Source organism: Terasakiella sp. SH-1 (assembly GCF_004564135.1).
Lineage (GTDB): Bacteria > Pseudomonadota > Alphaproteobacteria > Rhodospirillales > Terasakiellaceae > Terasakiella.
In genome coordinates this window covers 1,480,284-1,491,328 of sequence record NZ_CP038255.1, presented here as the reverse complement: position 1 = coordinate 1,491,328, position 11,045 = coordinate 1,480,284, and the positions used below count along the sequence as shown (strand labels likewise).

The 11,045-nt window shown below is 44.5% G+C and carries 15 protein-coding genes and 2 tRNA genes; 6 read left to right on the top strand and 11 right to left on the bottom strand.

The window, feature by feature from the left end:
• Window position 1 precedes the first annotated feature (1 nt).
• From E4K71_RS07050 to E4K71_RS07030, 5 genes are read right to left on the bottom strand one after another with little or no spacing between them, the layout of a single operon-like run.
• Entirely contained in the window at window positions 2-421 is a 420-nt protein-coding gene (locus E4K71_RS07050; RefSeq protein WP_240796888.1) for a Na(+)/H(+) antiporter subunit B, read from the bottom strand.
• The gene (locus tag E4K71_RS07045; RefSeq protein WP_167730339.1) at window positions 418-969 is read right to left on the bottom strand and encodes a DUF4040 domain-containing protein; all 552 of its coding nucleotides are present in this window, start codon (window positions 967-969) and stop codon (window positions 418-420) included. The genes E4K71_RS07050 and E4K71_RS07045 overlap by 4 nt, the downstream gene beginning before the upstream one ends.
• A gap of 29 nt (window positions 970-998) precedes the next feature.
• Window positions 999-1,370: a monovalent cation/H(+) antiporter subunit G gene (gene mnhG, locus E4K71_RS07040; RefSeq protein WP_135078078.1), complete on the bottom strand. Its 372-nt coding sequence runs from the start codon at window positions 1,368-1,370 to the stop codon at window positions 999-1,001.
• Window positions 1,371-1,664, bottom strand: a complete 294-nt coding sequence (locus E4K71_RS07035; protein WP_135078076.1) for a monovalent cation/H+ antiporter complex subunit F — start codon at window positions 1,662-1,664, stop codon at window positions 1,371-1,373.
• Window positions 1,664-2,152, bottom strand: a complete 489-nt coding sequence (locus tag E4K71_RS07030; RefSeq protein ID WP_135078074.1) for a Na+/H+ antiporter subunit E — start codon at window positions 2,150-2,152, stop codon at window positions 1,664-1,666. Before E4K71_RS07030 ends, E4K71_RS07035 begins: the two co-directional genes overlap by 1 nt.
• A gap of 347 nt (window positions 2,153-2,499) precedes the next feature.
• On the opposite strand from E4K71_RS07030, the gene E4K71_RS07025 reads away from it, so the two are divergent.
• Both E4K71_RS07025 and E4K71_RS07020 read left to right on the top strand, forming a co-directional pair.
• A complete protein-coding gene (locus E4K71_RS07025; RefSeq protein WP_206201964.1) occupies window positions 2,500-2,892 on the top strand; it encodes a DUF192 domain-containing protein in 393 nt (130 codons plus the stop codon).
• 57 nt (window positions 2,893-2,949) lie between these two features.
• A tRNA-Pro gene (locus E4K71_RS07020) sits at window positions 2,950-3,026 on the top strand.
• A gap of 52 nt (window positions 3,027-3,078) precedes the next feature.
• Here E4K71_RS07020 and E4K71_RS07015 read toward each other — a convergent pair.
• Window positions 3,079-5,103 carry an ATP-binding protein gene (locus E4K71_RS07015; RefSeq protein ID WP_135078072.1) on the bottom strand — a complete coding sequence of 675 codons (2,025 nt, stop codon included), beginning with the start codon at window positions 5,101-5,103 and terminating at the stop codon, window positions 3,079-3,081.
• A 178-nt stretch (window positions 5,104-5,281) separates the two neighbouring features.
• On the opposite strand from E4K71_RS07015, the gene E4K71_RS07010 reads away from it, so the two are divergent.
• From E4K71_RS07010 to E4K71_RS06995, 4 genes are all read left to right on the top strand, one after another.
• Window positions 5,282-5,578 (top strand): ETC complex I subunit, encoded by a 297-nt coding sequence (locus E4K71_RS07010; RefSeq protein WP_135078070.1) that lies wholly within the window; start codon window positions 5,282-5,284, stop codon window positions 5,576-5,578.
• Between the two features lie 25 nt (window positions 5,579-5,603).
• Window positions 5,604-5,680, top strand: a tRNA-Arg gene (locus E4K71_RS07005).
• A 227-nt stretch (window positions 5,681-5,907) separates the two neighbouring features.
• A complete protein-coding gene (locus E4K71_RS07000) occupies window positions 5,908-6,282 on the top strand; it encodes a response regulator (RefSeq protein WP_135078068.1) in 375 nt (124 codons plus the stop codon).
• Between the two features lie 109 nt (window positions 6,283-6,391).
• Window positions 6,392-6,763: a response regulator gene (locus E4K71_RS06995; protein ID WP_135078066.1), complete on the top strand. Its 372-nt coding sequence runs from the start codon at window positions 6,392-6,394 to the stop codon at window positions 6,761-6,763.
• Here E4K71_RS06995 and E4K71_RS06990 read toward each other — a convergent pair.
• The 5 genes from E4K71_RS06990 to E4K71_RS06970 all read right to left on the bottom strand — a co-directional run bounded on the left by E4K71_RS06990 (window position 6,760) and on the right by E4K71_RS06970 (window position 11,043).
• Entirely contained in the window at window positions 6,760-7,047 is a 288-nt protein-coding gene (locus E4K71_RS06990; protein WP_135078064.1) for a DUF6460 domain-containing protein, read from the bottom strand. The genes E4K71_RS06995 and E4K71_RS06990 overlap by 4 nt on opposite strands.
• A 56-nt stretch (window positions 7,048-7,103) precedes the next feature.
• Entirely contained in the window at window positions 7,104-8,270 is a 1,167-nt protein-coding gene (gene metC, locus E4K71_RS06985) for a cystathionine beta-lyase (protein WP_135078062.1), read from the bottom strand.
• 70 nt (window positions 8,271-8,340) lie between these two features.
• On the bottom strand, window positions 8,341-9,198 hold the full coding sequence (sseA, locus tag E4K71_RS06980) for a 3-mercaptopyruvate sulfurtransferase (protein WP_135078060.1): 858 nt from the start codon (window positions 9,196-9,198) through the stop codon (window positions 8,341-8,343).
• Between the two features lie 119 nt (window positions 9,199-9,317).
• A complete protein-coding gene (locus E4K71_RS06975; protein ID WP_135078058.1) occupies window positions 9,318-10,316 on the bottom strand; it encodes a cysteine synthase A in 999 nt (332 codons plus the stop codon).
• Between the two features lie 94 nt (window positions 10,317-10,410).
• Window positions 10,411-11,043: an NUDIX domain-containing protein gene (locus tag E4K71_RS06970; RefSeq protein ID WP_135078056.1), complete on the bottom strand. Its 633-nt coding sequence runs from the start codon at window positions 11,041-11,043 to the stop codon at window positions 10,411-10,413.
• Between the last annotated feature and the right edge of the window lie 2 nt (window positions 11,044-11,045).

The window sequence follows — 11,045 nt, the reverse complement described above, 5'->3', positions numbered from 1 at the left end:
CTTAACGCCCCCGTCCGACAAAAATGTAAAAGATCAGCGTCATGGATGAAAAGACGGTCATACCGACGCCCAGTTCCACAAGCAAAATACCGTAATGCTGACCATGCAAGGGATCTTCGGCAAGAGAGTTATAGTTCAGGTAATTATCCCCTACAAACAAACTGACCACACCGACACCGGCATAAAGCAAAACGCCAAGTGCCGAAATCACCTCAAGCGCAGCAGCAGGCATAACTCTTTTCACATCATGCAAACCGAAAATCAGTGCATAGAGAATAAAGCTTGAACCAAAAATTACACCAGCCTGAAAGCCGCCACCGGGACCAAAGTCCCCATGGAATTGCACATAAAGGGCAAAGATCAGAATAAATGGCATAAAGACTTTTGATGTCACCCGGAGAATAGGTTTTCGTCTCATCATACCTCATCCTCCCGTTCTTCAAGTTCTTCCAATGTCGGGTTTTCGTCTTCTTTGCGACGACGACCTGCCAACAAAATTAACACACCGACCAGAGCTGTGAAAACCACCGTGGTTTCACCCAAGGTATCAAAACCACGATAACTTGCCAGCACGGATGTCACGATGTTGGGCATTCCGACTTCTGTTTCAGAATCAGTCAGATAACGTGGTGCCACATGTTGATGTACAGGAGCATTGGGATCACCATAAGCAGGCATATCCAATGTGCCGTAAATCAGGGCAACACCTGTTGCCACAACAACAAGAAGGGGCAACCAGATTGTATGAGCTGGTTTCTTTTCGCGTTTTTCTTCACGTGATGTGAGCGCAAGCGTGCCAAGCATCAGTACGGTAGAAATCCCCGCACCAACAGCCGCTTCGGTAAAGGCCACATCCACGGCGTCAAGGTTTACGAACATCAAGGCTGAAAGCAGCGAATAAATACCGCCCAGCATGACAACCGCAAACAGATTCTTCATACGCAGGATACCAATTGCGGTCACTGCCATGAAGAACAACAAGACTATGTCCAAAATCTCTAGGATGGCTTGTCTCCTTCGTCTTTCAGGGCGCCTTCCAGCTCGACACCTTCTTTAAGAAGAGGTTTCGCCCCATCAGCCATGGCGGCGCGCACAAGCGCGTGGCTCGAAACCGGGCTTGTAAAGAACAGGAAAAACCCGATCATCACAAGTTTAACCAACACCAATGCACTGGCGATGCTTTCAAATGGGCTTGTCTGGAAACACAGCCCAAGGATAATCATGCCCGTGCCAAACGTATCAACCATACCGGCAGCATGGGAACGGGTGAAAACTTCAGGTAAGCGGATGACACCAATGGCCCCAATCAGGACAAAGGCACTTCCAAGCAAAACAAAGAACCAGCTTAACCCATCGAGGATCATATCCATTTACGTATCCTCCTTGGCTTTGCCATGATCTGTTCCAGCATGGCCCAAGTCCTTGAAACGAAAATATTTCAGAATCGCAATTGTACCGATGAAGTTAATCAAAGCGTATACGAGGGCAATATCCAGAAATTCCGGTCGTCCAGCCAGAAAGCCATGAACAGCAATCAAAATAACAGTCAGGGTGCCGATCATATTGCCCGCAAGAATGCGATCATAAATCGTCGGGCCAACAAGGGCACGTACCAGACCAAGTAAAATAGCCACGATGAGAGCGGCAGCAGCAGCAACAAACATTATGGGCGCCCCTCCATCTCACCTTTAACCATACAAACACGGCGATCCATATCGCCGGTTAAAACACCCTCAGCACCTTCTTTAGTCAGGGCATGGATTTCAAGAACACCATCTTCCAGACCAACGGTCACAGTCCCCGGCGTCAATGTAATCGAGTTTGCATAAATAACCTGACCCAGTTCACGTTTTTGTGACGCTTTGGCCTTAAACATCACCGGACTGATCGGCAGTTTTGGTGATAGAATCACTTTGGCAACATCAACGTTTGCCTTAACGATTTCCCAGCAAAGCCAGATCCAATAAGGAATGATTTTTATCGAAATATGAGAAGGGTGACCTTCATGGTCGATTACATCCATACGACGTGCGATGTAAACGACCAGCGTGCAGGAAATTGCACCGAACACGAGCAACAACGGCTCTGTATGCCCGGAAAGCAGAAACCAAAACGCATATAGAAAGACCCAAAGGCTTATAGAATTTGCCACAGGATGTCCCCTGATTGTTTATTTTTAATGCGGAAAGCCTGAACAGAGCCAGCCCTTCCGGTATTACCTAAAGGATAACAATTCATTAACGGATAGCAACAGCAAATCGTTTGCCTGTTGTATTTCCGGCGCCTTCTTTAACCTTTATTTAAAACTTTTTCCAAAGGAAATTAGTAAACTGCTACGTATTTTTGCGTAAAACGGCGTAAATTCACAACTGTGCAGTTTGTATTCATCCCTTTTTTATAGTTTAATTGGTTGAAATGACCATTGGATTCGGAGAGCATTCCTTGTTTATCAAGCCCCTATCTCGTTATGTTTTAATTATTTCGATATGCAGTTTTGCCATGATGAGCAATGCCTATAGTGCCGGGAAAGGCTATATCACAATTATCACCAAGGATGGTCCTGTGAAGTTGTTGGTTGAATACGCCATTACACCGGCAGAAAAAGCCAAAGGGCTGATGCATCGTAAATCCCTGCCGAAAAAACAAGGCATGTTATTTATCTATCAAAAACCACGTGCGATTACGATGTGGATGAAAAATACGCCTTTATCTCTGGATATGTTTTTTATCAATCATAAAGGACGTATTCGTCGCATTGAAGAAAAAACAGAACCGAACTCGACACGACAAATCCATTCAGGGGGGCGAGTTTCTGCGGTTCTTGAACTGGCTGCCGGCAGCGCAGAAGATTTTGGTATCAGCGTTGGCGACCAGGTAATTTTACAAAACTGACATTTTTTGAAAAAAGTTCTTGCAAAGGGGCCTACTACTCAATATGTTCCGGGCCGTCGGGGAGTGGCGCAGCCTGGTAGCGCACGTGCTTTGGGTGCATGGGGTCGCAGGTTCAAATCCTGTCTCCCCGACCAGTTCAAAAGCTCTGAAAACCATTTGGTTTTTAGAGCTTTTTGCTTTTTCATATTAAAATTTCAAAGATTTAATCGTTTCTTCCAACAGCACCCAGTCTACAGGCTTTGACATAAAGGCATTAATCCCTGCCTGTTGGTAACGCTCATTCTTTTCAGCTTTTACATCTGCGGTTAATGCAATCACAGGGGTATCTTTTTTCTCACAACCAAGTGCGCGAATCTTTTCTGTCGCTTCACAGCCATCCATTTCCGGCATCTGCATGTCCATCAAAACAAGGTCATAGAGATTGTCCTGAACCATTTCATAGGCTTCACGGCCATTTTCGGCCAAATCAACGTCATACCCCATTCGTTTGAGAACAGTGGTGATGACTTTACTGTTTACTTTATTGTCTTCTGCCAGAAGTAATCTGGTTTTATGGTCCTGTGATTGATGGTCAGCAGGCTGTAAAGAGGAGAGGGGCTCATCAAAGGTTTGAATGTCACAGGTTTCCGCTTTTGGAAATTCCACTTCAAACCAAAAGGTCGTCCCTTCATCAACAACACTGTCAAAACCAATTCTTCCCCCCATCGCTTCAATCAGTTTCTGGCAGATTGCTAGTCCTAAACCGGTCCCGCCATATTTGCGTGTCGTTGAGCTATCGCCCTGACAAAAAGGTTTAAAAAGCTTATCACGGTGTTCATCGGGAATGCCAATGCCTGTATCAGCAATCTCAATACGCAAGCACAGATTCTGCACTGTTTCTTTTTGTTTGATCAGACGAACGATAACAGTACCATTTTGTGTAAATTTGATCGCATTTGTCACAAAGTTCAAAAGAATTTGGCGCAAACGTGTCTTATCGGCCCTGACGATGATTTGCTCTTTGGCTTTCGAGGTGTCCTGAACAAGGCGTATGATTTTTTCATTGGCCGCGGGGGTCTGGGAGAGAACAATGTTATTAATCAACCTGTTGAAATCAAAGGCTATAGGTTCAAGAATCACCTGTTCGGCTTCAAATTTTGAATAATCCAGAATATCATTCAATAACAAAAGCAGGTTATTGGAAGAGGATTTAAGCCCTTCAATATAATTTCGATGTTCGTCACTTAAATCTGATGATAAAAGCAAATCAGTGATCCCCATAATACCGGTCAGGGGCGTGCGTAGTTCATGGCTGATAATGGCTGAAAATTCACTTTTAGCCTTTGATGCCTCTTCTGCCTTTTCCTTGGCAAGCAAGTGTTCCTGCGCCATTTTTTGTAATTCACGGGCTTGGTCTTCCAACAGGCTTTGTTGGGCCAGCAAATTCTGCTCTGCTCGTTTAATATCCGTCACATCGGTGCGAACACCAACAATAAGGCCATTTTCGGTTCTGCGTTCATCAATTTTGAGCCATCGCCCTTCATCTGTTTCCTGAATGACCACTTGAGAAGGGTTTCTGTGACGTTCCAATCGCTCTTGCAGCCAGGCTTCTTTTGCAGGTTCTGTTGATCCAGCCTGTGGATATTGTCCGCGTTCCAGTCCATAGCGAATCACATCTTCAAAGGTTACTCCCTGTTTAATGGCTGGGGCTGATGTATGGTAAATATCAAGGTAAGCCTGATTACAGATAAATAGTTCATCATTTTGATCGTAAATGACAAACCCATCCGGGATTGTCTCAATGGCTTCATAAAGCATTTCTTCTGCCATTACCCGGCGCTGTTTTAATTTCAGCTTATCTGTAATATCACGACAGAGGATCAGACCGCTTTTTTTCTTTGTTTTCGCAATATGAAACAGGGAAATATTGATCCCAAGCTTCAGTTCTGTTCCATCACGCTGTAAGCCTGTAAGGGGCCTGTCATTCAGCTTTCGGATTTTCTTGTTGGTTGCAATATTCTTTGTCCGAAAGGTTTTGCCAAGGACATGGTGGTCAGAGGGAAAAAGGAATTTCAGGCTTTTTCCCACCAGTTTACCCTTTGGGTAATCAAAGAGCTGATGGGCTTTGGCATTGGCTTCTATAATTTTTAAAGTTTTATCAAAAAACAAAGCAGCTTCTGAAAACTCAAAAGCTTTTAAAATCTTTTTCTGCTGTGTTTTTTTGGCTTTCATAGACGTCCCTTAAACTGCTTCAATAACAGATGGGAAATCCTCTATTTAAATTCAACACTTAAGCTCACCGGGCTTTTATGTTAGTTTTTTCAATGTGTTTTGCAAAATTCATTTGACCAATCGGCAAGTTTGAGGCATTCACCCATACAGCCGTTATAATTTTATAGAGGTGTTTAAGATGGACGTTCGTATTTATCAGCCTGCAAAAAATGCAATGCAATCCGGGCGCGCCAACATAAACATCTGGGTTTTGGAATTTATGCCGATCGCAGCTGAACGTGCCGATGAACTCATGGGCTGGAGCGGTGGTGGTGATACACGCAAGCAATTGCACATGAAGTTTGACAGTAAAGAGCAAGCCATTGCCTTTGCAAAAAAGAAAGGTCTATCCTACGAAGTTAAAGAAGCAAAAAAACGTAAGCTGCAAATTAAAACCTACGCAGATAACTTCGCGATGGACAGGATCGTCTATTAATTTTGTGAGCCATCTCTCACATTGCGCGCCCATAGCTCAGCTGGATAGAGCATCCGCCTTCTAAGCGGACGGTCGAGGGTTCGAATCCTTCTGGGCGCGCCAGAATACACTGTAGATTATGTGAAATCTGCACCTCAAACAGAAACAGTTCAGGATTGGGTTCCTGAACTGTTTTTTGACTTTAAAGTCCTGTAATACCAAATAACTAGCTTAACGAACAAAAATCCTATGTTCCCATTTGGTGATAGGCTGCACGAACGTGATGATATAAAATCATAAAGAAAAAAACTATTCATCAGATTGATTTTGTGAAATGTAGGGGTGTCACAATGCCAACAGTTCTTTTTGTCGACGATGAGATTGAAGTCATCAACAGTACCAAACGTATTCTTCATCAAATGAGTGGAGACTGGACATTTCATTATGCTACCAGCGGAGAAGAGGCCATCACATTACTGGAAGGGCCTGAGCAAGTAGATGTCTGTATTACTGATATTATGATGCCTGGTATCAACGGCTATGAGTTGGTCCAACTTATTTTAGATAAGCATCCAGAAACCATGCCGATTGTCTTATCCGGCCTTTGTGAAGAGACTGACCGTCTGGAATTTTTAAGAATGAAAGTCCCATTTTTTGAGAAACCATTCCCCATTGAAGAACTCACATCAACCATTTCTTTAAAACTACTCAACCGTTTGATGTAATTTTCTCTTTTTTTATCCGTAACTCTCCTTAAGCAATAAAAACATTTTTAATCTGTGGCATCCTAATTTATGTTCAGGATCACAAGCGTGATAAATAAAACATGAACTGATGACTGCAAAAATATTACTTATTGAAGATGACGTAACAATTTCAGAAGCAACCTGCATTTTCTTGGAGGTTGGTGGCTATGAAATTGAACCTGCATTTAGCTGTAAGGATGCAATTGAGAAAATAACAAAAACTCAATACGATCTGGTTATCACGGATATGTTTTTGCCAGATGGCGATTGTTTTTCCATTTTGCCCCATCTTGAAAATGTGGCAGGCAAAACAAAAACGATTCTTGTCTCAGGTGGGGGCAATCGCATTAATGCAAAGGATGTCATCAACATGTCCGGCCCTATTTTTGATGCCTGCCTGATGAAGCCGGTTAAAGCCGTTGAATTGAAAAAGACAATTGACGACGTTTTAGCCGCCTAATCTTTTTTACGACCACCCAGTCGAAGGATGGCCAGAATAGCCCAAATGGGTACAACGATAGTTGCCCCTAACAGGATGTAGGGCACCATCCATCGCAACCACCCTGTCAACATAGCATAAGCTTTGGCAACACTTTCCCCAAAATTCTCAATAATGGATTGGGGGGTGATATCAAACCAGGACATGGCAAGGCCAACAAACAGGGAAACCACAGCTAATTTGAAGATGGTTTTGCCAATGGCTTGTGCTTTTGTATCGTCCTTATATTTGGTCACTTCGCCCATTTTGCCGTGCTTTCATTCATTATTGCGTCTGTGCTTATTGCTTATATATCCGGTGATCAGCCTTTGTTCAACCGTTCAAAGCCTTTGTCCAAATCATTGATCAAATCCTCAACATTTTCCTGCCCGGCATGAAGGCGCAGGCAAGGACCTTGATCTTCCCAGCTTGAGGCATTTCTGGCCCCCTTTGGGTTAAATGGGATCATCAGGCTTTCATATCCCCCCCAGCTATAGCCCATGGGGAATAATTCCATTCCATCCAGCATGGAAGCTACAGCCTTTTCACTATAATGATCTTGCAAGACGATAGAAAATAGCCCGCACGCCCCGGTAAAATCACGCTTGAAAATGTCATGGCCTGGACAATCTTCAAAGGCCGGGTGCAAAACGCGTTTGACTTCTGGTTGTTCCTTTAGCCAGGACGCCAGTTTCATCCCATTTTCTTCATGAATTTTTAAACGGGCGGGCAGGGTACGAATACCGCGTTGTGCTAAATAACAATCATCCGGTGCGGCGCAATAGCCCAATCCATACACATAGGTTTTGACCTTTTTATAAAGATCATCACCCAAGGCAATGGTGCCCAACATGACATCGGAATGGCCCCCGATATATTTGGTTGCCGCCTGAATGGAAATGTCACACCCATGATCAAAGGCATTAAAGAAATACCCCGCAGCCCAGGTGTTATCAATCATAGTGATAATCTTATGGTCTTTGGCAACTTTTGTAATGGCAGGGATATCTTGCACTTCAAATGTCAGTGACCCCGGTGATTCTGTAAAAATAACCTTGGTATTTGGCTGGATCAATTTTTCAATATTGCTTCCAATCGTTGGATTAAAATAGGTTGTTTCAACACCAAAACCTTTCAATACCGTATTGCAAAACTTTTTGGTTGGGAAGTAAGCCGAATCTGTCACCAGAATATGATCCCCGTTTTTTACAAAAGCCAGAATTGCCCCGGTAATTGCGGCCAAGCCAGATTGGACGGCGATAGCTTTATCTGCCCCTTCAAGAGCGGCGACTGCCTCTTCAAACGCATGAGAAGTTGGCGTTGCCATGCGGCCATAATAGATCCCTTCTGTTGGGTTCTCACCTGCCTTGTTCATGGCCTCAACGGTGGGGAAGGTAACGGTCGAGGCATGATAAACAGGGGGGTTAACAATCCCGAAGTTTTCTTTTGCATTACGCCCGGCATGTAAAAGGTGTGTTTGTTTTTTCATTGTTTCGCCTGTTATCTTCAATAGAAAAAGCCCCGTTTCAGGGGCTTTTGTATCCGTTTCAGTAAATTAATTATTCAACCGGTGTGTCGTCAGCAGAACCCCATTCGGCCCAGGACCCGTCATAAACGGCAGCATCTTTATTTCCCAGCAAATAGGCAGCAAAGGTTAGGACAGAGGCTGTCACGCCAGACCCACAACTTGCCACCATCGGTTTGCGCGGATCAATACCAGCTTCATCAAAAATAGCTGTGATTTCTTCAGCTGTTTTAAACACACCGCCTTTTTGCGAGTCAATCAAACGATCCCAAGGGACGTTGTGAGAATTGGGGATCTTACCAACCTTATGTACATCCCAAGGTTCCGTGCCTTCGCCGCGATAACGTTCGACAGAGCGGGCATCGACAACCTGTTCACGTTTGCGTTCAATATTTTTCAACATCTGCACCTTGTCGCGCACAATAAAATTGTTTTTACGCGCTGTAAAATGGCGTTCCTGAACAGGTTCTACCGGGCCTTCTTCCACAGGGCGGCCTTCTTCAATCCATTTTGTTAGGCCGCCATCCAAGACAGCAATATCTTCATGACCAAACACACGGAATGTCCACCAGACACGGGCTGCGGCACAGCCGCCAAAACGGGAATCATAGACAACAATACGAATGCCATCACCAAGGCCGAGTTTACGCACACGTGAGGAAAATTTTTCGGGGCTCGGCAGCATGTGGGGCAGGGGATTTTTATTATCCGCAATTTCATCCACGTCAAAAAACTGTGCACCGGGAATACGGGCTTCCATATAGGCATCTTTTGCGCTTTTACCTTCAATCGGTAAGAAATAGCTCGCATCAACAACATGCACATCCGGTGCATCCATATGATCGGCCAACCATTGTGTACTGACAAGACCTTGCGGGTTTTTGAAATTCATATCATCCCCTTATTTGCTTTATGGCGGTAGTGTCTATTGGGCACATTCACACAACCAAACGCAAGGGAAAATTATATTCCTACAAAGAAAAAGGGGGAACTTTCGCTCCCCCCTTGACCTTACATCCAGTCTGGTACGGGCAAATTATTCTTTTTCAAAAATTCCGGGTTATAGAGCTTACTTTGATAACGTGTCCCACTGTCACACAAAACAGTGACGATCGTCTTGCCTTTGCCCAGGTCTTTTGCCAAACGGATAGCACCAGCCACATTCACACCGGAAGATCCACCAACACATAGACCTTCTTGTTTCAACAGGTCAAAAGCAATAAGAACAGCTTCTTCGTCGTGGATCTGATAAGCATGGTCAATCACCGCACCTTCCAGGTTGGCAGTAACACGACCTTGACCGATCCCTTCGGTAATAGATGATCCTTCGGCCTTTAGCTCACCATTTTTATAGTAGTTATAGAGCGCTGCCCCCATAGGGTCAGCAATCCCGATCTGAATATCTTTGTTATGGGCCTTCAATCCCATAGATACACCGGCCAATGTTCCGCCGGTTCCCACAGCACAGACAAAGCCATCGACTTTCCCATCGGTTTGATCCCAGATTTCCTGCGCTGTCGTATCAATATGGCCCTGACGGTTTGCCACATTATCAAACTGATTGGCCCAAATAGCACCGTTCTCTTCTGTTTCAGCCAACTCTTCAGCAAGACGACGTGAATAATGCACGTAGTTATTTGGGTCTTTGTAAGGAACAGCTGGCACAAGGCGAAGGTCCGCCCCGCACAAGCGCAGCATATCTTTCTTTTCCTGACTTTGCGTTTCCGGCATGACAATCACACTGCGATAGCCAAGCGCACGACCAACCAAGGCAATGCCGATTCCGGTGTTGCCCGCCGTGCCTTCAACGATCACGCCGCCGGGTTTAAGAAGACCTTTGGCTTCGGCGTCTTTAATAATAGCAAGGGCAGCGCGGTCTTTAATGGACCCTCCGGGATTGAGAAACTCGGCTTTTGCCAAAATTTCACATCCGGTTTCTTCTGAAGCCTGCTTGAGGCGAATAAGGGGGGTGTTGCCAACAGTACCGACAAATCCGTTACGAATATCCATAGGTTTTCTCTTCAATATGAAACTCATTTGAAGTGAAAATAGTTCGTAATGTAGAATAATTCAATATTTAATCTAATATATGCGTGATTTTATTTTATTTACACCATTTTTTGCGTATATTATGATGGTTAAGTTGCAGCCATTGTAGGGCAATAATACTCATGGAATTATGTACTTGCCCACAAGATAGCTTGGCTAAAGCCTCTTTGAGCGGCACTTTAAGAACACGAATGTCTTCACCCTCATGTTCAAGCCCGGCAAACTCCACAGCCTCATCTATGGAAATTTCAACGCAGAACAGGTGCATACTTTCTGTTGATCCCCCCGGTGTCACCAGATAATCCATGATGAACTCCACACGTTTTGCTGTACAACCTGTTTCTTCATGGGTTTCTCGCCGTGCAACATCTTCCGGTGTCTGGCCTTCATCAATAATCCCTGCTGGAATTTCCAGAAGCCATGGATTATAGCCTGCGGCAAACGCGCCGGGGCGAAACTGTTCAATCAGGATTAAAACATCTTCAACCGGATCATAAGGGAGAATGGCAACAGCATGCCCACGCTCAAAGATTTCACGCATCAAGGGCTCAGACCAGCCACCTTCGTGAACCTTATGGCGCATGACATATTTGTCGACTTGAAAGTAATTTTTAAATGGCGTCTCTTTGGACAGAACCTCCACATCATCCTGATTGAATTCTGTATGGTCTGAGTTCGATTTAGCCATAA

Excerpts from the sequence above, each read along its gene's own strand:
- E4K71_RS07050 (WP_240796888.1), bottom strand. The coding sequence starts at position 421 with ATGATGAGACGAAAACCTATTCTCCGGGTGACATCAAAAGTCTTTATG.
- E4K71_RS07045 (WP_167730339.1), bottom strand. The coding sequence starts at position 969 with ATGGCAGTGACCGCAATTGGTATCCTGCGTATGAAGAATCTGTTTGCG.
- mnhG (WP_135078078.1), bottom strand. The coding sequence starts at position 1,370 with ATGGATATGATCCTCGATGGGTTAAGCTGGTTCTTTGTTTTGCTTGGA.
- E4K71_RS07035 (WP_135078076.1), bottom strand. The coding sequence starts at position 1,664 with ATGTTTGTTGCTGCTGCTGCCGCTCTCATCGTGGCTATTTTACTTGGT.
- E4K71_RS07025 (WP_206201964.1), top strand. The coding sequence starts at position 2,500 with ATGATGAGCAATGCCTATAGTGCCGGGAAAGGCTATATCACAATTATC.
- E4K71_RS07015 (WP_135078072.1), bottom strand. The coding sequence starts at position 5,103 with ATGAAAGCCAAAAAAACACAGCAGAAAAAGATTTTAAAAGCTTTTGAG.
- E4K71_RS07010 (WP_135078070.1), top strand. The coding sequence starts at position 5,282 with ATGGACGTTCGTATTTATCAGCCTGCAAAAAATGCAATGCAATCCGGG.
- E4K71_RS07000 (WP_135078068.1), top strand. The coding sequence starts at position 5,908 with ATGCCAACAGTTCTTTTTGTCGACGATGAGATTGAAGTCATCAACAGT.
- E4K71_RS06995 (WP_135078066.1), top strand. The coding sequence starts at position 6,392 with ATGACTGCAAAAATATTACTTATTGAAGATGACGTAACAATTTCAGAA.
- E4K71_RS06990 (WP_135078064.1), bottom strand. The coding sequence starts at position 7,047 with ATGGGCGAAGTGACCAAATATAAGGACGATACAAAAGCACAAGCCATT.
- metC (WP_135078062.1), bottom strand. The coding sequence starts at position 8,270 with ATGAAAAAACAAACACACCTTTTACATGCCGGGCGTAATGCAAAAGAA.
- sseA (WP_135078060.1), bottom strand. The coding sequence starts at position 9,198 with ATGAATTTCAAAAACCCGCAAGGTCTTGTCAGTACACAATGGTTGGCC.
- E4K71_RS06975 (WP_135078058.1), bottom strand. The coding sequence starts at position 10,316 with ATGGATATTCGTAACGGATTTGTCGGTACTGTTGGCAACACCCCCCTT.
- E4K71_RS06970 (WP_135078056.1), bottom strand. The coding sequence starts at position 11,043 with ATGGCTAAATCGAACTCAGACCATACAGAATTCAATCAGGATGATGTG.